Raw genomic sequence first — 21,170 nt, forward strand, 5'->3', positions numbered from 1 at the left:
ACCTAAAACAGCTAAGCGCCCATCAGCCATTCCTGTAACAACCGACACGTGTGCTGCGGATGCTCCAAGGGGGGTAAATGCCCGCACTCTGGAATCACCACCAGCCGTGACCCGGCAATCTGCTGGTGCATGAATTGCGCCTCTTCCACCGGTGTGATCTGATCGTCCTCGCCCACCACAATCAGCGTTGGAGGACGAATCTGCGCCAGCAGCGCCGAATAATCGGCGCGACCGATAATGGCCTGTTGCTGAGAGATAAACCCTTCGCGGCCAATGGCCTGCGCCATGGCACGAACCAGCTCGGCAGCCGGTGTGCCCAGGCTGCGATGATGCATCAGTTTGGGCAGCAGCTGCGGAGTCACGCCCTTGAAGGTGCCCATGTGCGCCAGCTCCAGCAGCCCCCGGCGTACACGCGCACGGGCCGGGCTGTCCGGGCGGGCCATGGTGTCGAACAACGCCAGCCGCCCCACCCGCCCGGGTGCCTGGCGCAGGATTTCCAGCGCTACATAACCGCCCATGGACAGTGCCGCCAGGGCAAAACGTTCAGGCGCGGTCTCCAGCACCCGCGCTGCCATGCCGGCAATGCTGTTGTCCTGGGTCAGATCAGGGATATGGACTGATCGGTCTTTTTCCAGAACAGCCTGTTGTTGCGCCCACAGGCGTGCGTCGTTCAGCAGCCCGGGAAGCATGATGAGAGGAAGTGTCACAGAAAAGGCCCTGCCCGCAGCGTATAAATGCCGCGCAGTGTATACAGCCCTGCCCGAAACGCCAAAAGCCCCTGATTGCTCAAGGGCTCTGACTCAAGGGTTTACAGCGGCGGCGGTATGGTCGCCAATGCACCGATCAATATTGTCACCGCCAGAAAACCCAGCATGAAAATCGCCATCTTGCCCATCAGGTTGCCCCCATTGCACATCAGTGATCATGAAACAGATGATGAGCGCTGGACTGATCCGGTTACAGAGGCAGAAACCACAATAAAAACCATATCAGATCACCCTCTTACCGCTTCGGCCTCCAGCTCCTGATGATCCAGGTAACGGTTACCGATCCGCGCATGCGGCCGGCCGCCGTCAGCGGCGCCCAGCACTACGACGATTTCATCACGGCGCGGTGCATCGTCAATACGCATTTCCAGCGTCAGGTAATGCGATCGCAGCCCCTCATCGTCCTTGTGCATCATCGGCACTTGAATCGAAGTGCCCGCCCCGCCCCGCTTGTTGGTAAAGACCAGATAGCTCTTGGCATCCACAGCCTCGCGGAAGTGATTTCCGAAACGCAGCGTGTGAATGACCGCCGAGGCATGCTCGATCTCTCCCTCCTCACCGACCACAGCGGCCTTGCCATACGCCTGGATACGGTCGGCACCGCCAATCGCCTGGCTCAGTTGCGCCACCATCAACTGTCCCAGGGACGAACAATGCTCGCGAATCTGCGGCTTGAGGTCTTCAACAAAACCCGGGCCATGCCAGGGATTGGTGATGATGGCTGCCACGGCGACCATGGTCAGCGGCGTCTCGGCTGTTTTGCCACCCTCGATCAGGATCTGCTCTGTATAGGTGACGATCTTGCGAATCTGAAATGCCATATTTCCTCCGATTTGTGCATGCCGTATTACGGTATGCCAATAGTCTGCAGGGACATTTCAGTGTCAGACAGGTCCAGATCCGCGTAATTGAAGCGGATCAGATCCCGGCGCATTGCCGCATCTGATATGCAAAAAAATCCGGAAAATGCGTCTGGTGTTGTTTTTTCAGGCCGGGCATGCTGATGCTTTCGACTCCCGGATTGTCTGCGCCTTTATGAAACGCTACGAACAGCTCGCCGAAGACATTGCTCAGATGATCCGCACTCGAACCCTGAAGGGCGGCGAAAAGCTGCCCTCGGTACGGGTCGCCAGCCAGCGCTTTGCGGTCAGCCCCTCGACCGTGTTCCAGGCCTATTACCGGCTTGAGGACCGTGGCCTGATCCAGGCCCGCGAGCGCTCCGGCTATTACGTGCGTGAGCACGCCAGCAAGACCCTCAGCGAGCCGGTGATCCATGCCAATCCTGGCACAGGCACCGATGTGGATGTCAGCGAACTGGTGTTCTCGGTGCTGGCCAGCCTGCAAGACGCGCATACGGTGCCTTTTGGCTCGGCCTTCCCCAGCCCTGACCTGTTTCCGCTGCAACGCCTGGCGCGCTCCATGGCGCACAGCGTGCGCGGCCTCTCGCCCCATGCGGTCATTGCCGACATGACCACCGGCAATCAGGAACTGCGCCGGCAGATCGCCCTGCGCTACCTCAACAGCGGCGTGCACCCGGCCCGCGAGGAACTGGTCATCACCAACGGTGCGATGGAGGCCCTGAGCCTGTGCCTGCAAACCGTGACCCAGCCCGGCGACCTGGTGGCCATCGAAGCGCCAGGCTTCTATGCCTGCCTGCAGATGCTTGAACGGCTCAAGCTCAAGGCCGTGGAAATCCCGGTGCATCCGCGCGAAGGCGTTGATCTCGACAGCCTGGCCGACAGCCTCAAGCGCCTGCCCATCAAGGCCTGCTGGTTCATGAGCAGCCTGCAGAACCCGCTGGGCGCCAGCATGCCCGACGCCAACAAGCATGCCCTCTATGAACTGCTCAAGACCCATGAACTGCCGCTGATCGAAGACGATGTCTATGCCGAGCTGTACTACGGCGCCCGCGCCCCACGCCCGGTCAAGAGCCTGGACACTGAAGGCCTGGTCATGCATTGCGGCTCGTTCTCGAAATGCCTGGCACCCGGCTATCGGGTGGGCTGGGTGGCGGGCGGGCGCTACGCGCAAGCGATCAGCCGCCTGAAACTGATGACCAGCATCTCTCCATCCGTACCGGCCCAGGCCGCGATTGCCGACTACCTGCAACACGGAGGTTTTGATCGCCATTTGCGCAAGCTGCGCCACACCCTGGAAATGCAACAAGGGGCGATGCTCGCCTCTGCCGCTCGCCACTTCCCCGACGAAACCCGGGTCACCCGCCCTGGCGGCGGTTACTTTCTATGGTTCGAATTTCCCGAGCGGGTCGATTCCTTGAAGCTGTATCAAATGGCCCTGGCGCAAGGCATCAGCATCGCTCCAGGCCCGATGTTCTCGGCCACCCGCGGTTTTACCCACTGCGCGCGGCTGAACAGCGGTTATCCGTGGACTGTACAGAGCGAAGCGTCGATGGGGGTGCTGGGCCGGCTATTGGGATCGTTCTGAGCCAGCGTTCAGTCAATCCAGCAAGCTCACCAGCCGTGCCTCCATCCCTGCAGCCTGTACGTCCAAGATCGCCAGTGTCACCGGCAGCTTGAAGCGTCGTGGCCCGGCGCTGCCAGGGTTGAGGTACAGGCGTGCGCCGCACCATTCGATCAGCGGTTTATGCGAATGCCCGGTAATCACCAGCCTGACCGCTGCCTCGAGATCGGCGGGCACATCGGCCTTGTCATGCACCAGCAATACCGGCCAGCCGTTCAGCTCGAACGCCAGCTGATCAGGCAAGCCCGCGGCCCAGGCGGCCTTGAGGTCGTTATTGCCGCGCACCACTTGCACCGGGGCTATCTGCGCCAGTTGATCCAGAATGTCGGCCTTGCCGATATCACCGGCATGAATGATCCGCTCGCACCCCTGCAGCGCGGCGAGCGCTTCAGGACGCAGCAGACCGTGGGTATCGGAAATCACGCCAACTTTCATGCAACGTCCTTGAACCGATTATTCAGGTTTGGCAAACCCGCACTTGAACAGCCTCTCGACCTGGTGGGTCTGGCTCAAGCCGTCGCACACTCAGCGCTCGACTCGGCACACACCCTGTTGCGGCCTTGCTTCTTGGCACCATACAAGCAGTGGTCGGCGCACGCCAGAAGGTCAGTCGCTGTGGCTGCCGCCGTTGATAGCGTGCTGACCACACCGGCGCTGATGGTCACGCAGCCCAAGGGGCTGCCCGCATGCTCCAGTCGATCCTCGGCAATCGCGGCGCAAATACGCTCGGCCACCGCGCAGGCATCGCCTTGCGCCATGCCGGGCAGCAGCACCACGAACTCCTCTCCCCCATAGCGGGCCGCCAGCCCCTGCGCTGGCAGGGTGTCGCGTATCAGGCGTGCAACACGCTTCAGGCATTCGTCACCCTGCACATGACCGTAACGATCGTTGTACTGCTTGAACCAGTCGATATCCAGCAGGATGAGCGCCAGCGGCACCTGATCAAGACGGCTACGCGTCCACTCGCTGGCCAGCACCGTGTCGAACCGGCGCCGGTTGGCGATGCCGGTCAGCCCGTCGGTGTGGGCGATCTGCTCCAGTTCGCGATGCGCCGCGCCCAGCTCGCGTTGAGCCACCAGCAATTGCTGGATCTGCCGCCAGATCAGGTAGCCCAAGGCCGACAGCACAACGATCAGCAGGCCGGTGATCAGCAGCGAGCGCAGCACATAGTCCCACCATGAGGCATATACCGAGGCCGAAGACAGCCCGGCGGCAATCACCAATGGCAAGCCGTCGACACGGCGGTAAGCATAGAGCCGCTCAATCTTGTCGACCACCGAGGTGACAAACACCACACCACTGGCGTGATAAGGCAAGTGCTTGCTGAAGATTTCTCCCTTGGTGATATTGGTGGTCATCAGTGCGTCGATGGTTGGCCGGCGCGCCAACAGGTCGCCGTTGTCACGCGCCAGCAGGATCACGCCATCGCTTTCAACGTTCAGGCTGGCAAAAAAGGTCTGGAAATAAGCGACTGGCAACGTCGCCAGTACCACCCCGGCAAAGCGCCCCTCAGCCGTTTCAAGCCGGCGGCTGACCGGAATGATCAGTTCCCCGGTGGTGCGGCTGACCACGATCGAACCCACATTGACCAGCACCGAGGGATTGTCCCGGTGATAGATAAAATAATCGCGATCACTGTTGTTCTTGTTGCTGGGCTCCTGGGTAAAGGAATTGGCAACCCAGTTACCTTGCTCGTCATAGATGAACAGCCCCTGCAAGCCCTCGACATCCACCACGTTACGCGCCATCAGCGCATGCAGGCGCAAGCGCTGCTCCGGGCCCATGCCATCGACCTCGATGCGCTCGGCGAGATTCCTCAGGGTATTGTCGGCCTGGCGCACGGTGTCGATCGCATGCTGCTCGACGCCCCGGGCCACGTTGAACACCCCTGCGCGCGCACTGGCCAGACGATCACTGGCGGACTCCCAGATCTGCCAGGCGGTGGCCAGGGTCAGGGAAATGCAGACCAGCGCGATGAACACCGCCAGCCAGCCTGACAGGGTCTTGTGCGGCAGTCGCTGCAGGCCGTCCGAAACGCGCTTCATGGAACCTCGTTATTATTCTGACGCACGGCGTGCATTATGCAGGTTTCGTACCCTGAAACGCAGAGGCATGTCAGCCATACGAAAACACGCCCTCGCCTGCGTGTGCAGGTTCTGGACACTGCACTGTTCAGTTGTTCACCTCCTGCACATTCAAACCATGCCAACCCCAATGAATCCGGGTTGGCACATCTTCTGCTGAGCATCCTTCATCAGCAACGCCACGCAGCCCTGCGCGGCGCCGATAACAAGCACAACGAGGATGCGTCATGCCTGATACGTCAACCCTGCTGCCCAACGCCCTGTGGAACGAGCGCCTGTTCAATGGCGCCTGGGTCAACGCGCCACTGCCACCCGAGAATGTGATCGAGCCGGCCAGCGGTGCCACCCTCGGCCGCATTGGCCTGGCCGATGCCGACACCGTGGCCCGCTCGGCCAAGGTGGCGCGCGATGCGCAGGTGCACTGGTTTGCCCAGCCCTACGACGAACGTGCCCGCGTCTTGCGTAAAGCGGCACAACTGGCCGAACAGCACTTCGACGAGATCGTCCAGTGGCTGGTCCGCGAAAGCGGCTCCACCCGGCCCAAGGCAGCGTTTGAAACCAGCCTGACCATCAAGGCCTTTTATGAAAGCGCAGGCCTGCCTTCGCGCAGCCAGGGCGAAGTGTTGCCGACCTCGGCTGGCCGCCTGAGCCTGGCGCGGCGGCGACCATTGGGCGTGATCGGGGTCATTTCACCGTTCAACTTTCCGCTGTACCTGGCTGCTCGTGCGGTGGCGCCGGCGCTGGCGGTGGGCAACAGCGTGATCCTCAAGCCCGATCCACGCACTGCCGTGTGCGGCGGTCTGATTCTGGCGCGACTGTTCGAACTGGCCGGCCTGCCAGCCGGTGCCCTGCATGTCTTGCCGGGCGCGGCCGAGGCCGGCGCGGCGCTGGTGGCCGAGCCGAATGTAGCCATGATCCAGTTCACCGGCTCCACCGGCGCCGGGCGCAAGGTCGGTGAAGTGGCCGGCCGCCACTTGAAGAAAGTGTCGTTGGAGCTGGGCGGCAAGAACTCGTTGATCGTGCTGGACGACGCCGACCTGGACACCGCCCTGGCCAACGCCACCTGGGGCGTGTACCTGCATCAGGGACAGATTTGCATGTCCACCGGCCGGCTGCTGGTGCAGCGTGGCATCTACGACGCCTTTGTCGAGCGCCTGACCGCCAAGGCCCGCAGCCTGACCGTGGGCGACCCGGCCAAGGGCGAGGTGCACCTGGGCCCGCTGATCAATGCCCGGCAACGTGACCACGCCTACCAGGTGGTGCAGGCCGCCCGGCAGGCCGGTGCCCGCCTCGAAACCGGCGGCGAGTATGACGGACTGTTTTTCCAGGCCACGGTGCTCAGCGGTGTACAGCCGGATAACCCGGCCTTTCATGAAGAGATCTTCGGCCCGGTTGCCGTGGTGGTGCCGTTCGACACCGATGAAGACGCCATTCGCCTGGCCAACGACACCGAATATGGCCTGTCGGCCGCGATCATTTCCCGTGATGTGGGCCGCGCCCTGAAACTGGGTGAGCGCCTGCGCACAGGTCTTTTGCACATCAATGACCAGACGGTAAACGATGAGGTGATCAACCCGTTCGGTGGCGTGGGCGCCTCCGGCAACGGCACCAGCATCGGCGGCCCGGCCAACTGGGAAGAATTCACCCAGTGGCAATGGCTGACGCTCAAGGGCGATGCGCCGCTCTACCCGCTTTAAGCAACCTCAACCTGTACTGACACCCACACGAGCACAATAATAATGAGCACACCTTCTCGAGCCATCAAAGCCGCTGTCACCCGTAGCAAGGGCGCACCGTTCGTGATCGAACCGGCGCGCATCCGCGAACCCAAGGACGATGAAGTGCTGGTGCGCATTGTCGCCACCGGCATGTGCCACACCGACATGATCGTGCGTGACCAGTATTACCCGGTGCCACTGCCGGCTGTGCTGGGCCATGAAGGTTCTGGCGTGGTCGAAGCCATCGGCCCGCAGGTGCGCGGCCTGGCGGTGGGCGACCATGTGGTGCTCACCTACGGCTATTGCGGCTATTGCAAACCTTGCGGTGGCGGCCATGCGTCCTACTGCCAGGAATTTTTCGGACGGAATTTCAGCGGTGCCGACCCGCATGGCGGGCATGCGCTGCAGGATGAAAGCGGCGCCGCGCTGAATGACCACTTTTTCGCCCAGTCATCGTTCGCCACCTATGCCATCAGCCGCGAGAACAATGCCGTCAAGGTGTCCAAGGAAGCCCCGCTGGCATTGCTCGGCCCGTTGGGGTGTGGCATCCAGACCGGGGCCGGCGCGGTCATCAACTCGCTGAAGGTCACCCCCGGCAGCAGCTTTGTCGCCTTTGGCGCCGGGGCCGTGGGCCTGTCGGCGGTGCTGGCGGCAAAGGTCGCAGGCGCCTCGGTGATCATTGCCGTGGACGTGGTGCCTTCACGCCTGGAACTGGCGCTGGAGCTGGGCGCCACCCATGTGATCAACAGCAGGGACAGCGACGCGGTGGCGACCATTCGCGAGATCACCGGCGGGGTGAACTTCGCCCTGGAGTCCACCGGCCGTCCGCAAGTATTGCGCCAGGCCGTGGACGCCCTGGGTAGCCTGGGCTGCGTGGGCGTGGTCGGCGCGCCGCCGCTGGGCACCACGGCCGAGTTTGACGTCAATGACCTGCTGCTCGGTGGCAAGAGCATCCGCGGCATCGTCGAAGGTGACAGCGTGCCGCAGCAGTTCATTCCGCAACTGGTCGAACTGCACCTGCAAGGACGCTTTGCCTTCGACAAGCTGGTGAAGTTCTACCCCTTCGAACAGATCAACCAGGCCGCTGAAGACAGCGAAAAAGGCATCACTCTCAAGCCGGTGCTGATGATCGGCAGTTGAAGTACTGCCACCGCCACGGCCCCGGCCGTGGCGGCCCTCCTTCCCATTAGAAAAATAACAGGAACCGATCATGCGCTTTTTAGCCCTCCAGTCTTCGATTCTGGCGGCCAGCCTGTGGCTGTCTGCCAACGCCCACGCCGTCGACGTCAATGCCGGTGACTACACCGCCCTGCCCCCTGGCACCAGCGTCGCCGCCTGGTATCAGCAACACGGTCGCGCCAGTAGCTTCAACCCCGAAGGCGGCGGCACGGTGTCGGACAACACCCGGTTGCGCAGCAATATCAGCATCCTGCGCCTGATCCACTTCACTGAAATCGCCGGGATCACCGTCGACCCGCAAGTGCTGTTGCCGTTCGGCCATGTTTATGGCGCCAAAATCGGCGGGCAGTCGCTGGGCAGCGCCAGCGGCATGGCCGACCCGATCTTTGGCGCGACCTTCTGGCTGGTCAACCAGCCAGGCGCCAGCGCCAGCGGGCGTTACTTCGGCGTCACGCCGCTGCTGTATGTGCCGTGGGGCAGCTACCATAAGGGCGACGCGCTGAACCTGGGCGAGAACCGCTACAAGTTCGACCTGCAACTGGGCTGGGTCGAACCGCTGTGGGGCAAGACCTCGCTGGAGCTGTACGGCGATGCGGTGTTGTATGGCGATAACGACGACGCTGGCAGCGGTCGCCAGACCCTGGAGCAAGACCCGACCTACCAGGTGCAGGCCAACCTGCGTTATGACTTCAACCCCAGCCAGCGCATTGCCCTGGGCTATTCGGCCAGCACGGGCGGCAAGCAGTTCATTGACGGTGATTACATTGGCCAGAAGACCGAGGTGCAACAGGTTCGCTTCGAATTCCAGCAGATGGTCGCCCGCAATGTACAGCTCAGTGCGCAACTGACCCACGACGTGCAGGCCGAAGGGGGCTTTCGCGAGGATGTCGGCGTCAACCTGCGGGCACTGCTGCTGTTCTGACCCGCTACTATCACCCTTTACACCGGTGGCTGTGCGGGGTTCTACTCAGCAGCCACCACTAATAAAAAATCAGGGTGCCTTGATGGATAGCCAACTGCTGCCCGATCCCCAGCGCCTTGCCGGCGCCCGCCGGCGTTTGCTTGAAGGGGCTTCCTTGCCTGCCGGGCTGTTGCCCGACTCCGTTGCCCGCTCCTGGGAGCGCTCGCGCGATGCCGGGCTGACCCCTTGGGAGTCGCGCCTGCACCGCCCCGATGTGCCGATCTTCGAGCTTGATGACAGCGACCGCCAACTGGGTGCCTGCGTGCAGCCGGAAATCGAACGCCTGTGGCAGGTCTTCGGCGGGCAGTCCTGGACATTGTTTTGCGTCAATACCCGCGGGGTGATCGTCCAGGCCCGCCACGCTGGAAGCACCGATACGCTGGGGCCGTTGCAGATCGGCCGGCGGATCCACGAGGCCGATATCGGCACCACTGCCCCCAGCTGCACCCTGGCCGAAGACCTGCCGGTGGTATTACACGGCTGGCAGCATTACTTGAGCGAATTCGAACGGTTCTTCTGTGTGTCGATGCCTGTGCATGGCGTGCACGGCGAGCTGATCGGCGCCCTGGACATCACCGGCATTGGCGAGCGCAATGCCCAAGCGGTGCTCGATCAGTTGCGCCTGGCCGCCATGGCCACGGAAAACCGCCTGTTTGCCCATCTGGACGATTGCCAGATCCTCAGCCTGCAACACGACCCACGCCTGATCGGTACGCCGTTGCAAGGCTTGCTGGCGCTGGGCGGTGACGGCCAGATTCGCGCAGCCAACGCCACGGCACGCCGGCTGTTGGGCTTGTCCGGGCCGCTGGCGCACTGGCAACAGTGCTTTGCCCGCGACCCGGCGCCTGACGCCCAGCGTCATACGCCGGGACTGGTCCAGCTCAACGACGGCTCCAACCTGTATGCCCATCGAGTGGGGGCCCGAGCGCGCAGGCACTCTGCGCTCAGTCACCACGACCTGACTCCGCTGGGCCGCGACCCCCAGCTCAATCGCCAGTTCGAGGCGGCACGCAAAGCCTTCGGCGCCAGCATCCCGGTGCTGTTGCTGGGTGAAACCGGCACCGGCAAGGAAGTCTTTGCCCGCGCACTGCATGATGACCTGTGTCCGGACGCGCCTTTTGTCGCAATCAACTGCTCGGCGATTCCGGAAAGCCTGATCGAAGCCGAATTGTTCGGCTACAGCGACGGCACCTTCACCGGCGCGCGCAAAGGCGGCGCCAGCGGCCGGCTTGAAGAGGCCCACGGCGGCACGCTGCTGCTGGATGAAATCGGCGACATGCCCGCGCCCTTGCAGACCCGCCTGTTGCGCGTGCTGCAAGAACGGCGCGTAACCCGCCTGGGCAGTTCAGAGAGCCGGCCGCTGGAAGTGCGCCTCATCAGCGCGACGCATTGTGACCTGCCGGCCTTGATTGACGCGCGACGTTTTCGTGAAGACCTGTACTACCGGCTCAACGGCCTGACCGCTCACTTGCCGCCCCTGCGCGAACGCAAGGACCTCGAACACCTGATCGACAGCCTGCTGCGTCAACTGCGCAGTCGCCCGTTGCACCCGGACAGCCTGGCCTGCCTGCTGGCCCAGCGCTGGCCGGGCAATATTCGCCAGCTAGAGCAGACCTTACGCCTGGCCTGCGCCCTGGCCGAAGACAGCACCGTGATTCTGCCGGAACACCTGTGCGGCCTTTCAACGGGCACAGCAGCGCCTGTGGCGTCACTCAAGGCCATGCAACAGCGAACCATCGAACAAACCTTGCAGGCCCATGGCGGCAACATTTCTGCCACCGCACAGGCATTGGGGATTTCACGCACCACGCTGTATAAAAAATTGCGCGAAGGAGGAAGGCTGACGTAGCCCATCCAGGCCGGATCAGCCCTTGATCAGGCGTGTATCGAGACCGAAGCGCTCTTGGCTGATCAAGCGATACTTGCCTTCGGCGAGTTCGCAACTGACCAGCAGGTTCCAGGAGTGGCGGGTGACGGCAGAAGGAATCAACACGAAGGGGTGTTCAGCCAGCAAGGCATCGGCAAACCTCTGTTGGTTGGGCGAGGCGGATGCGCTCGACAGCCACACCGGGTTGGGCACGTCCTCGGACTGCACGACCTTGATCAGGCTCGGCTCGATTACCTCGAAGCAGGTGAGCACATGGGCCACGGTGTCCAGCGCATCGAAGCCGGCATGCACCGCCACCTCCAGAATGGCGGTCGAAGGATCAGCCGACGCGTAGACGACATTGCGCCCCGCCGGGTTCCAGCGGCCGCCGAGCTTGTGGGCACCGATGCCGCTGTCCCAGGAATCCTTGTACACCTCGCGGTCCAGGCGCCAGGCGTACCAGGCGCCGGACCAGGGCAATGGATTCACTGGTAAACCCCGTACTCGATGCGTTCCAGGTAATCCTCGACGGCCTGGAATCCTACGGGATTGTCGATGACGTCCAGCGGCACATTGCCGTCCAGGTACTTGCAGGGACGTCCCAGCCATTCCTCGGCCAGCTTCTGATCGCCAAACACATTGATGGCATGCTCCAGCACCTTGGCGTACTGGAAAGCGACGGCGCTTTGCTGGGAGTTGAGATGAGCCGGTTGCTCACGACTGCCCTGTCGCTGGAGCGTCCTGACGGACTTGCCCACGATACGGCTCATGATCTTCCGGTTGGAATACAGATCGGAAAGCGACAGCATGTCCAGCACGTCCTTGAGCTCGAAACCCTTGGCGGTCAGCCGGTAGACCATCATCGGGCTGAGCTGGCCCGCATCGATGCGTAACAAGTACTCTGTGGGCGTGCGTTCAGAGGTACGGGCTTGTGCGGTAATCATGGGGACATCTCCCTGTGCGACATATGGCGCGAGTGTAGCGCCATTTGACGCGTCGCGCACACTGCATTGAACAGAGCGTGTCATCCACACCCATGAGTTGGCGCAAAACAGCCGTGAGCCCAGGTAAAAATCAGGAAACGCAAAAAATCCGGCCCGCCTGGTGATCAGCGACTGGATAAGTGAGGGATTTACAGAAGAAAGGTAGAAATGGCAGGGGCGGCTGGATTCGAACCAACGCATGGCAGGATCAAAACCTGCTGCCTTACCGCTTGGCGACGCCCCTGTATTGCAGTGAGTGGCTGGCACTCGTTTGAACATTCCCGCAAGCGCTGTTGCTGCACTGCGCTGGAATGGCCGGCAATTTAACAACTTTTCTTACATCTGTGAAGCCCTTATGTCATAAAAAATTACTTTTAAAACAGCTGGTTACTGATTGATCAGAATCAGGCTGCAGTCACTGGGCATTTCAGGCTGAAAAGCCTGGCCAACCATGAGGCCGGTTCATGGCGTAAACGGATCGCCGCCCGGACGCTTCTGCTGGCGACAGTGACGGTATGGCCCCTCACGCAAATACCCCGAACCCTGCCTGTCGGGTGAAGTCGGAATCCTCATGTGGATGCACGCGAATATAGGCGTGTGTCCGGTTTTTCCTACTTGGCCTGGCAGATTCCATGAACTCAACGTTTCCTCTCGGTGAACGGCAAGGCATGCCGCAACGCGACGCCGATGGCTATCTGGCTCTGGAGGACTATGCCGCCCTGGGCGATGGTCGCTCGGTGGCATTGGTGGGCAAGGATGGCTCCGTCGACTGGTGGTGCGTGCCGCACATGGATTCACCGCCGTTGTTCGATCGCTTGCTGGACCCGGTATCCGGCGGATTTTTTCTGATCACACCGGAAGGCGCCTACAGCGTAGAGCGTCGCTACCTGCCGGACAGCAACGTGGTGGAAACGCTGTTTTTGACCGCAACGGGCCAGGCGCGCCTGACCGAGTCGCTCAACAGTGGGCCGGCCGGTCGCCTGCCGTGGGCTGAACTGGGCCGGCGCCTGGAAGGTATCGAGGGTCATGTCGACTTTCAGGTGCGCATCAGCTTCGGCACCCAGGCCGACAAGGTCAGCCCGTATATCACGCCGACCGGCAACGGCAATGTGTTTCATGCCGGGCGGGTACTGGGCATGTTTCTACACAGTGACAGCCTGCACGTTGAAGAAAACAACGACTTGGGCATCAAGGCCCGGTTGAGCCTGCATCAAGGCCAGAAAGAAGTGGTGGCCATTGTGGCCGGACGCGATGAGCCGCTGGTGGTGCCGCCGCTGGAACTGATCGATGCGCGCATTGATGGCTCTGACCGCGAGTGGCGCCTGTGGAGCGAGGGTCTCACCTATGAAGGCGAGTACAAGGCACTGGTGACCCGCAGCGCGCTGGCGCTCAAGCTGCTGCTGTCCTCGCCCAGCGGGTCGATCATGGCGGCGGCCACCACCTCGTTGCCCGAGCGCATCGGCGGTGACAAGAACTATGACTACCGCTTTGCCTGGATCCGTGATGCCGGCTACACCATCGAGGCTTTTCTCAGCATTGGCGCGCAGCCGGAGTCCAAGGCGGCTTTTACCTGGCTTCTGAAGCGTCTGGCCGAACACGGCCCACATGTGTGCTATACGCTGTGCGGCGACCTGGCCCAACGTGCAAGCGTGCTGGATCTGCCCGGTTACAAGCATTCGCCGCCGCGCGTGGGCAACGACGCGACCGACCAGACCCAGCACGGGGTGTACGGCGATATCTTCGAGACCGCCAAGTGCTTTATCGATACCGGCAATATCCTCGATGCCACCAGTGCCACGACCTTGTCAACCCTGGCCGATCAATGCGCGGACCAATGGCGCCGCAAGGATGCCGGTATCTGGGAACTGCCCGAACAACAGCACTACAGCATGTCGAAAATCAGTTGCTGGCAAGCCCTGAGCCGTGCAGTAGAGCTGGCCCGGGACGGTCATCTGCCCACGACCTGTTGTGAGCGCTGGGACCGCGAGCGCCAGCGCATCGAGACCTGGATCGAAACCCATTGCTGGAGCGAAGAGCGTCAGGCCTACCTGTTCTATCCAGGCAGTGACCGTCTGGACGCTTCACTGGCGCTGGCCGTGCGCTTCGGCTATCCACACGCCGAACGCTTGCAAAGCACGCTGGACGCCATCGACCGAGAGCTGGGCTGCGGCGCCTTCCATTACCGCTACACCGATGTCGAGCACGAAGAAGGCTGTTTCCTGGCCTGCAGTTTCTGGATGGTCGAGGCCATTGCGCTGCTGGGTGATCGCGGACGGGCGGCCAGGGTGTTCGAGGCCACCGTACAGGGGCTGGAGCGCGGCGTGGGTATCTATTCGGAAATGGTTGACCCGCACACCGGCAGCTACCTGGGCAACCTGCCTCAGGGCCTGACGCACCTGGCTTTGCTGGGCGCGGCGCGAGCGCTGTCTGGCTCCAATCACCGCCGACGGCCTGCATGAAAAAGCCAGTGACGTAAGGCTGTCATTGCCCCTTGCGTCACCGGCCCCGTTTATAGACCGCTTGTTTTTTACTCCGTAGGCGATTCGGTATCGATATACCCAGGCACTTCGGCCAGTTCAAACTGGCGCTGCTGGTGCCGGTCGGTGCCGCGTCGGGCTGGCAGTTTTTCCAGCACCTGGGGCTGTCCGGTTTCCAGTGCACGCTCGATGGCTGCAACTACACGCACATCGCGCCAGCCTTCCTGACCATCGGCCTCGGGCATCTCGTTATTGAGAATGCAGTCGGAGAAATACGCTGTCTCACCGGCAAACTGATCCACCACCGGTTGCAGATGCTCACGGGTGTTATCGCCGATACGTGCCCGGTAACCGATGCTCACGCCCTCCCCGTAGCCAAAGCACGGCGAGGCCTCGACCTCGCCCTTGCTGCCGATCAACTGGAAACGCTCACTGTCCGGCAGGCTGTAGCTGACCGTGAAATGCGCCAGCCGCTCGCCCGGAAAGCGCAAGGCCACCGTCACCGTATCCCAGGTGCTGATGTCCCGGCCCGGCGTTTTGGTGCCAAAGGCGCTGACTTCGATGGGTTCGTCGGCAAACAGCTGGCGCACCATATTCAGCGGGTAAGGCCCCATGTCGGGTACAGGGCCGGCACCAAAACCATGCTGCGCCCGATGATTGCTGGTTTTCACTGTCTGGGTGAAGGTCGAGGTAAACAGGCGCGGCTCGCCAAAGTCGCCCGCCCGCACCCGCTCGATGATCTCCAGCGTGCCCGGCTCGTGGTGCAGACGATAGGCGATCATCAGCTTGGTGCCGGTGCGATTGGCCGCTTCGATCATGGCGTGACAATCAGCCTCGTTAGTGGCCATGGGCTTTTCCAGTAGCACATGGACACCGGCCTCCAGGGCCGGCAGGACAAATTCGCGATGGCGGAAGTTGGGCGTAGCGATGTAAACGGCGTCGACCTCACCGGACTTGAGCAGCGAATCGTAGTCCTCATACCGATAGGCCTTGAGCCCGTACAACGCCGCCAGTTGATCGGCCTTTTGCGGGTCCCCGGTCACCAGGGCGGTCAGCACCGAGTTCTCGGTCTGACCGACGCCCGGCATGAACGCCCCTTGGGAAATCGACCCGCCACCCACTACGCCATAGCGAATCTTGCCGTCTGCTGTAGGCATCCTTGAATCTCCTCTTGAATGGGTAAATGTAGATAGCCCTTTCAAGATGGGCCTGTGACGGGCCGGGAAGTTCAGTGGGATTTTCAGGAATAACGACCAGCCCCACCGCGCTGATCGATACCATCGTGCAGGACCGGCTTCAGCCGGCAATACTGCAGACCGGGCGCCACATGCATCTGGACAGTCCCGGTCCTTGCAAGCGCTATCAGCCCGCCCTTACCTGCTGCAACACCACCTGCAGCGGATGCAGCACGACCTTGCCGTCCTGGCGCTTGACCTGGCTGCGGCACGAGTAACCATCCGCCACCAGCCCGCCATCCGTCGCGTGCCTGGCCACCAGCGGTTGCCAGGACTGTGCATAGATAATGGCCGAAGTGCCGGCATTGCGGGTTTCGTGCCCGTAGGTGCCCGACATGCCGCAGCAGCCGCTGGGCAGTACATCGAGCTTCAGGCCCAGACGCGAGTAGGCTTTCTGCCACAAGCCGATGCTGCCCGGCTCGTTGGTCTTTTCGGTGCAGTGCGGCAGGAAGCGGAACACCTTGCCGGTGTCTTCGCGCTCGGGCAGTTGCGCGGTGGCCAGCCATTCCTGCGGCAACAGCACCGTGGGGGCTTCGGCGCCTACGGTCTTGGCGTATTCCTGGCGATAGACCAGGGTCATGGCCGGGTCCAGGCCCACCAGCGGGATGTCGAAGCCTTGCAGACGGCCCAGGGTCTGGCTGTTGTAATGGGCGGCCTTTTCGAACGCAGCCATGAAACCCTGCACTTGCAGCGGCTTGCCGTTGGAGGCATAGGGTGCCAGGTACACCTGGTAGCCCAGGCGGCTGATCAGTTCCAGCCAGTCGGCAGCCAGGTGGGTTTCGAAATAACGCGTGAAGGCGTCCTGCACCAGGATCACGGTGCGCTCGCGCTGTGCGGGGCTCAGGGCCGCCAGGCGCTCGGGCGTCGCGATGCCAACGTTCCAGCGGGCACAGGCGGCGCGGAAATCCAGCAGGCTCAGCAACGGGCTGTCGACCATGCCGGCCACGTGCTCCAGCAGGTAGCGCACTGGCCTGGCACTCATGGTGGCGTTATACAGCCTGGGGAAACGCGCCAGGTACGGGATGGTGAACTCCAGCGAGCCGATCAGGTAGTCCTTGAGCGGGCGCAGGTAGCGGGTGTGATACAGCTCGAGAAACCGCGAGCGGAAGTCCGGCACGTTGACTTTGACCGGGCATTGTCCCGCGCAGGACTTGCATGCCAGGCAGCCGGCCATGGCGTCATAGACCTCGTGCGAGAAGTCCTGCTGGCCACGGCGCCGGGCCAGGCTGTTGCGCGCCTTGCCCAGCAGCCCGCTCAGGGCGTTGCCGGAGCGGGCCTTGATGCTGGCCGCCAGTACGTCGATGTTCTGCTCGCCTTGCAGGCGCAGCCATTCGCGGATCAGCGAGGCACGGCCCTTGGGCGAATGGATGCGGTCGCGGGTGGCTTTCCACGACGGGCACATGGCGTCGTTGGGGTCGTAGTTGTAGCAGGCACCGTTGCCGTTGCAATGCACGGCACTTTCATAACTCTGCCACACGCGCTCATCAATGGTCCGGTCCAGCTCGCCGCGCAGCTCCACTTCATCGACCAATGTCAGGCGGGCGGCCGGCACTGTGGCCGGCGTGGCGATCTTGCCGGGGTTGAGCTGGTTGTGGGGGTCGAAGGCCGCCTTGAGCGCCTGCAACGACGGGTACAGCTCGCCAAAGTAGCCCGGCACGTACTGTGAACGCAGGCCCTTGCCATGCTCGCCCCACAACAGGCCGCCGTGCTTTTGCGTCAGCGCCGCCACCTGGTCGGAGATCGGGCGGATCAACGCCGCCTGGGCCGGGTCTTTCATGTCCAGGATCGGCCGCACATGCAGCACGCCGGCGTCGACATGGCCGAACATGCCGTATTGCAGGCCGTAGCTGTCGAGCAGGTCACGAAATTCCTGGATGAAATCGGCCAGGTTCTCCGGTGGCACGGCGGTGTCTTCCACGAACGGCTGCGGCCGCGCCTCGCCCTTGACGTTGCCCAGCAGGCCGACGGCGCGCTTGCGCATGGCGTAGATGCGGGTCATGGCGGCGTGGCCCACGGCCAGGGTATGGCCCAGGCGCACCACCGAGGTGTCGCGCTGCAAATGCTCGACGAAACCATGCACCTGGCGTTCGACGTCGTCCAGGTCATCGCCGCTGAACTCGATCAGGTTGATGCCCAGAGTCGGGGTCTCGGGGTTTTCCGGAAAATATTCGGCCACGCCGTGCCAGACGATGTCCTGCATGGCCAGCATCAGGACCTTGGAGTCGACGGTTTCGATCGACAGTGGCTTGAGCGCCATCAGCGCCTTGGCGTCACGCAGGGCATCCATGAAGCCGGCATAGCGCACATTGACCAGGATCGAGTGCCTGGGGATCGGCAGCACGTTCAGGCGCGCCTCGACGATAAAGCCCAGCGAGCCCTCCGAACCACACAGCACGCTGTTGAGGTTGAAGCGCCCGTCTGCTTCGCGCAGGTGCGCCAGGTCGTAGCCGGTCAGGCAGCGGTTGAGGGGCGGAAAGATGTCCTTGATCAGTTGCGCCTGTTCATCGGCAATGCCCTGCGCGCAGCGATACACCTCGGCGCCGCGGTCGTTGCGGGCCTGCTCGGCGGCCACGGCCTGATCATCCATCACATGGCTGTACACCCGGGCGCCGCCGAGCAGCACGGTGGACAGGTCGAGCACGTGGTCGCGGGTCTTGCCGTAGGTGCAACTGCCCTGGCCGCTGGCGTCGGTGTTGATCATGCCGCCGATGGTGGCGCGGTTGGAAGTCGACAGCTCCGGGGCGAAGAACAGCCCGTGCGGCTTGAGTGCGGCATTGAGCTGGTCCTTGACCACACCGGTCTGCACCCGCACCCAGCGCTCCTCGACATTGATTTCCAGGATGCGGTTCATGTGCCGCGACAGGTCGACGATCACCCCGTCAGTCAGCGACTGGCCATTGGTGCCCGTACCGCCGCCGCGCGGGGTCAGGACAATGCTGTGGAATTCCGGCCGGGCGGCCAGGCGCGCCACGATTTCGACATCGCCGCTGTCGCGGGGAAACACCGCCGCTTGCGGCAGGCGCTGGTAGATCGAGTTGTCGGTGGCCAGCACGGTGCGCAGCCCATGGTCACGGGCAATGTCGCCGGCAAAGCCTGCACCGGCCAGGGCGGTGAGGAAGCGGTCATACAGGTCGGCCTGTCCGGTCGCGGGTTTGAGCAAGGCAATCATGGCGTACTTCCTGTCTCGAAGACTTTTTATATGCAGAACACGTATGCTGGCGCCAACGCCCGGCCACGGCCTATCAACGGTTGAGGTGGATTTTCGGCCACAACCGACGTACTGGCAAATGTAAAACCCGGCGGTTTTGCATGAGTTTTATGAATGAGCGATGTTGACGCCTATGAACCCACGACGCCTGACCCCTTCGATGTCGCTGTTGATCGCTTTCGAGGCGGCGGCGCGCCATGGCAGCTTTACCAAGGCCGCCGACGAACTGGCACTGACCCAGAGCGCGATCAGCCGCCAGGTGCAGGCCCTGGAAGCACAACTGGACGTCGAGCTGTTCAAGCGCGACGGCCGGCGCATCGAACTGACAACGGCCGGCGCCCTGTACCAGCATGAACTGGCCGCTGCGCTGGGGCGGATCCGCAGCGCGACGTTGCAGACCATTGCGCATAAATCCGAAAGCGGCACCCTGAACCTGGCGGTGCTGCCGACCTTCGGTTCACGCTGGCTGCTGCCGCAGATGCATGACTTTTACGCCCGGCATCCGGGGTCTGTGGTGCACATTCATTCGCGTATCGCCCTGAACGACCTCAGCTCGGCCGCCCAGGACATGCACGCGCTGATCTGCGCAGGCAACGGCAACTGGCCAGGCTATATCGCCCACCCGCTGATGGCCGAGACCTTGCGGGTGATCGCCAGCCCCGACGCCCTGCCCGGCCATGCCGGGATGCGCCCACAGGACGTGGCCCAACACTCGCTGCTGAGTGTGGTCTCGCGGCCCAATGCCTGGTCGGACTGGTTCGAGCATAACGGACTTGACCATCATATCCTGCGACCCGGCCCGAGCTTCGAGGTCACCTCACACTTGATCCAGGCCGTGGCCGCCGGTATCGGTATCGCCCTGGTGCCCAGCGTGCTGGTGCGTGACGAACTGGCCCGTGGCGAGCTGGTCAGCCTGTTCGAGCCGATGAACAGCGGGCGCAGCTATTACCTGGCGTATGCCACACGGTTTCAGAATTTGCCGTCGTTGTGTGTGTTTCGGGACTGGTTGCTGGCCAATACGAACACGTGATCGGTAGGAGCGCGCTCTGCCCGCGACCGGCTGCGTAGCAGTCGTAAAATTTCAGCGTTTCCGAAATTTTACGAGCGCTACGCACTCGGTCGCGGTGGTCCGGCATTCCGGCAAGCGCGCTCCTACCTGGACTGTATTTGCTGCGCGACAGCGCTGTGCCTTAGCGCGTGCCAGTGACACAACGCCAAGGCAAGGCTTACGTGTGGCGCCTTTCCAGGCTCAAGCCGTTCCTGCATGGGTTATGCGCAGCGTCGTACCGCCTCGCCTGTGTACACTCAATGCCCATTCTGATCCCACACCCAATCCCATAGCCCCGGCAGATGCACGAGGGTCTGGCCATCCTGCACAGTGCGGGCCATGGCAGCACGCTGCAACTCGGCGGGGTTGTCATAGAAGGGCTTGGGCGCCAGGGGCACACCGTTCTGGCGGGCGCTGTCGATAAGGATCTGCAGGTATTCCTGGACATGCCGGGCGCTGTAGCGGTTGATGTCATGGAAGGTCACCACCACTGGCGTGGCGCCATCCACCGCCGGCAATTCACCCCGCACCATGCGTTCTCGCACCAGCGACACCTCTCGCAGAAAGTGCGCACGGCGCCGCGGACTCATGTTGAAGCCCCAGATCTTGCCGTCGTTGGCACTCAGGTCGGTGAGCAACACATGCAGGCCATGGCGCGTGTAGGCCGCGAAGGTGCGCTGGTCGTAGTTCCAGAACGGCGGACGCACCAGCGTGGCCTGCTGGCCGCTCTGGGCCTGGATGATCTGCAGGCCGTCGGTCAGTGACTGTTCCAGCGCCTCGGGACTGAGCGAGCGGTGGTTGGTGTGGCGTGGCGTGGCGCTGTGAAATCCCAGGATATGCTGCTCACGGCCTTCACGGCGCATCAGCTCACGGCCCGTTTCGGTTCGCCCACCGCCAACAGCACCGGTCTGCACAAAGAACACCGCCTTGATCCCGGCCTGCACCGGATTATCGGCCAGCCCCTCAAGCACCTGCTCGGTAGGGTTGTAAAAGCCCGAGCCACTGGGGCCGTCGTCGAAGGTCAGGACAAACCGCACCGGCGGCACTTGGCGCAGTTGCTCGGCGGTCTGTTGGGTCAGGGGTAAAGGGGCGCCAATGCAGCCCGATAACAGGCAGGCGACAAACAGCCAAAAGACGGCAAGAACGGTTTTCATGATTGACC

The 21,170-nt window shown here is 62.7% G+C and carries 16 protein-coding genes and 1 tRNA gene; 7 read left to right on the plus strand and 10 right to left on the minus strand.

Annotation, left to right across the window (positions count from 1 at the left end; all coding sequences use genetic code 11):
• Window positions 1–11: 11 nt before the first annotated feature.
• The gene (locus tag DGA31_RS05105; protein WP_338322854.1) at window positions 12–707 is read right to left on the minus strand and encodes an alpha/beta fold hydrolase; all 696 of its coding nucleotides are present in this window, start codon (window positions 705–707) and stop codon (window positions 12–14) included.
• A gap of 287 nt (window positions 708–994) precedes the next feature.
• A complete protein-coding gene (locus DGA31_RS05110; RefSeq protein WP_109511783.1) occupies window positions 995–1,588 on the minus strand; it encodes an amino acid synthesis family protein in 594 nt (197 codons plus the stop codon).
• Window positions 1,589–1,802: 214 nt separating this feature from the next.
• Here DGA31_RS05110 and mapR point away from each other — a divergent pair, with 214 nt between their 5' ends.
• Entirely contained in the window at window positions 1,803–3,212 is a 1,410-nt protein-coding gene (gene mapR / locus DGA31_RS05115; protein ID WP_109511856.1) for a GntR family transcriptional regulator MpaR, read from the plus strand.
• Between the two features lie 12 nt (window positions 3,213–3,224).
• On the opposite strand, the gene DGA31_RS05120 is transcribed toward mapR, so the two are convergent.
• Together DGA31_RS05120 and DGA31_RS05125 are read right to left on the minus strand one after the other, a co-directional pair.
• Window positions 3,225–3,683 carry a metallophosphoesterase family protein gene (locus DGA31_RS05120; RefSeq protein WP_109511784.1) on the minus strand — a complete coding sequence of 153 codons (459 nt, stop codon included), beginning with the start codon at window positions 3,681–3,683 and terminating at the stop codon, window positions 3,225–3,227.
• A 74-nt stretch (window positions 3,684–3,757) separates the two neighbouring features.
• Window positions 3,758–5,293 (minus strand): sensor domain-containing diguanylate cyclase, encoded by a 1,536-nt coding sequence (locus DGA31_RS05125; protein ID WP_109511785.1) that lies wholly within the window; start codon window positions 5,291–5,293, stop codon window positions 3,758–3,760.
• Between the two features lie 266 nt (window positions 5,294–5,559).
• Here DGA31_RS05125 and DGA31_RS05130 point away from each other — a divergent pair, with 266 nt between their 5' ends.
• From DGA31_RS05130 to DGA31_RS05145, 4 genes are all read left to right on the plus strand, one after another.
• Entirely contained in the window at window positions 5,560–7,029 is a 1,470-nt protein-coding gene (locus tag DGA31_RS05130; RefSeq protein WP_109511786.1) for a benzaldehyde dehydrogenase, read from the plus strand.
• Window positions 7,030–7,071: 42 nt separating this feature from the next.
• The gene (locus DGA31_RS05135; RefSeq protein ID WP_109511787.1) at window positions 7,072–8,190 is read left to right on the plus strand and encodes an NAD(P)-dependent alcohol dehydrogenase; all 1,119 of its coding nucleotides are present in this window, start codon (window positions 7,072–7,074) and stop codon (window positions 8,188–8,190) included.
• A 70-nt stretch (window positions 8,191–8,260) separates the two neighbouring features.
• On the plus strand, window positions 8,261–9,151 hold the full coding sequence (locus DGA31_RS05140) for a transporter (protein WP_109511788.1): 891 nt from the start codon (window positions 8,261–8,263) through the stop codon (window positions 9,149–9,151).
• Window positions 9,152–9,233: 82 nt separating this feature from the next.
• Window positions 9,234–11,039 carry a sigma-54-dependent Fis family transcriptional regulator gene (locus tag DGA31_RS05145; protein WP_109511789.1) on the plus strand — a complete coding sequence of 602 codons (1,806 nt, stop codon included), beginning with the start codon at window positions 9,234–9,236 and terminating at the stop codon, window positions 11,037–11,039.
• Window positions 11,040–11,054: 15 nt separating this feature from the next.
• On the opposite strand, the gene DGA31_RS05150 is transcribed toward DGA31_RS05145, so the two are convergent.
• The 3 genes from DGA31_RS05150 to DGA31_RS05160 all read right to left on the minus strand — a co-directional run bounded on the left by DGA31_RS05150 (window position 11,055) and on the right by DGA31_RS05160 (window position 12,284).
• Complete coding sequence (locus DGA31_RS05150; RefSeq protein ID WP_109511790.1) at window positions 11,055–11,546, minus strand: RES family NAD+ phosphorylase; 492 nt, start codon at window positions 11,544–11,546, stop codon at window positions 11,055–11,057.
• Entirely contained in the window at window positions 11,543–12,001 is a 459-nt protein-coding gene (locus tag DGA31_RS05155; protein WP_056839188.1) for an antitoxin Xre/MbcA/ParS toxin-binding domain-containing protein, read from the minus strand. The genes DGA31_RS05150 and DGA31_RS05155 overlap by 4 nt, the downstream gene beginning before the upstream one ends.
• Window positions 12,002–12,209: 208 nt before the next feature.
• Window positions 12,210–12,284: transfer RNA gene (locus tag DGA31_RS05160), tRNA-Gln, on the minus strand.
• Window positions 12,285–12,735: 451 nt separating this feature from the next.
• Here DGA31_RS05160 and DGA31_RS05165 point away from each other — a divergent pair.
• Window positions 12,736–14,499, plus strand: coding sequence for a glycoside hydrolase family 15 protein (locus tag DGA31_RS05165; RefSeq protein ID WP_193551492.1), 1,764 nt, complete (start codon window positions 12,736–12,738; stop codon window positions 14,497–14,499).
• Window positions 14,500–14,567: 68 nt separating this feature from the next.
• Here the strand turns inward: DGA31_RS05165 and DGA31_RS05170 are convergent, their stop codons facing one another.
• Both DGA31_RS05170 and ydiJ read right to left on the minus strand, forming a co-directional pair.
• Entirely contained in the window at window positions 14,568–15,674 is a 1,107-nt protein-coding gene (locus DGA31_RS05170; protein ID WP_109511792.1) for a Gfo/Idh/MocA family protein, read from the minus strand.
• A 205-nt stretch (window positions 15,675–15,879) separates the two neighbouring features.
• Window positions 15,880–18,921 carry a D-2-hydroxyglutarate dehydrogenase YdiJ gene (gene ydiJ / locus DGA31_RS05175; RefSeq protein WP_109511793.1) on the minus strand — a complete coding sequence of 1,014 codons (3,042 nt, stop codon included), beginning with the start codon at window positions 18,919–18,921 and terminating at the stop codon, window positions 15,880–15,882.
• A 172-nt stretch (window positions 18,922–19,093) separates the two neighbouring features.
• On the opposite strand from ydiJ, the gene DGA31_RS05180 reads away from it, so the two are divergent.
• Complete coding sequence (locus DGA31_RS05180; RefSeq protein ID WP_109511794.1) at window positions 19,094–19,990, plus strand: LysR substrate-binding domain-containing protein; 897 nt, start codon at window positions 19,094–19,096, stop codon at window positions 19,988–19,990.
• A gap of 275 nt (window positions 19,991–20,265) precedes the next feature.
• On the opposite strand, the gene DGA31_RS05185 is transcribed toward DGA31_RS05180, so the two are convergent.
• Window positions 20,266–21,162: a polysaccharide deacetylase family protein gene (locus DGA31_RS05185; RefSeq protein ID WP_109511795.1), complete on the minus strand. Its 897-nt coding sequence runs from the start codon at window positions 21,160–21,162 to the stop codon at window positions 20,266–20,268.
• Window positions 21,163–21,170: the final 8 nt, after the last annotated feature.

Origin of the sequence: Pseudomonas ovata (assembly GCF_003131185.1) — a bacterium.
Lineage (GTDB): Bacteria > Pseudomonadota > Gammaproteobacteria > Pseudomonadales > Pseudomonadaceae > Aquipseudomonas > Aquipseudomonas ovata.

Excerpts from the sequence above, each read along its gene's own strand:
- DGA31_RS05130 (WP_109511786.1), top strand. The coding sequence starts at position 5,560 with ATGCCTGATACGTCAACCCTGCTGCCCAACGCCCTGTGGAACGAGCGC.
- mapR (WP_109511856.1), top strand. The coding sequence starts at position 1,803 with ATGAAACGCTACGAACAGCTCGCCGAAGACATTGCTCAGATGATCCGC.
- DGA31_RS05170 (WP_109511792.1), bottom strand. The coding sequence starts at position 15,674 with ATGCCTACAGCAGACGGCAAGATTCGCTATGGCGTAGTGGGTGGCGGG.
- DGA31_RS05140 (WP_109511788.1), top strand. The coding sequence starts at position 8,261 with ATGCGCTTTTTAGCCCTCCAGTCTTCGATTCTGGCGGCCAGCCTGTGG.
- DGA31_RS05125 (WP_109511785.1), bottom strand. The coding sequence starts at position 5,293 with ATGAAGCGCGTTTCGGACGGCCTGCAGCGACTGCCGCACAAGACCCTG.
- DGA31_RS05155 (WP_056839188.1), bottom strand. The coding sequence starts at position 12,001 with ATGATTACCGCACAAGCCCGTACCTCTGAACGCACGCCCACAGAGTAC.
- DGA31_RS05185 (WP_109511795.1), bottom strand. The coding sequence starts at position 21,162 with ATGAAAACCGTTCTTGCCGTCTTTTGGCTGTTTGTCGCCTGCCTGTTA.
- DGA31_RS05110 (WP_109511783.1), bottom strand. The coding sequence starts at position 1,588 with ATGGCATTTCAGATTCGCAAGATCGTCACCTATACAGAGCAGATCCTG.
- ydiJ (WP_109511793.1), bottom strand. The coding sequence starts at position 18,921 with ATGATTGCCTTGCTCAAACCCGCGACCGGACAGGCCGACCTGTATGAC.
- DGA31_RS05135 (WP_109511787.1), top strand. The coding sequence starts at position 7,072 with ATGAGCACACCTTCTCGAGCCATCAAAGCCGCTGTCACCCGTAGCAAG.
- DGA31_RS05120 (WP_109511784.1), bottom strand. The coding sequence starts at position 3,683 with ATGAAAGTTGGCGTGATTTCCGATACCCACGGTCTGCTGCGTCCTGAA.
- DGA31_RS05145 (WP_109511789.1), top strand. The coding sequence starts at position 9,234 with ATGGATAGCCAACTGCTGCCCGATCCCCAGCGCCTTGCCGGCGCCCGC.
- DGA31_RS05180 (WP_109511794.1), top strand. The coding sequence starts at position 19,094 with ATGAACCCACGACGCCTGACCCCTTCGATGTCGCTGTTGATCGCTTTC.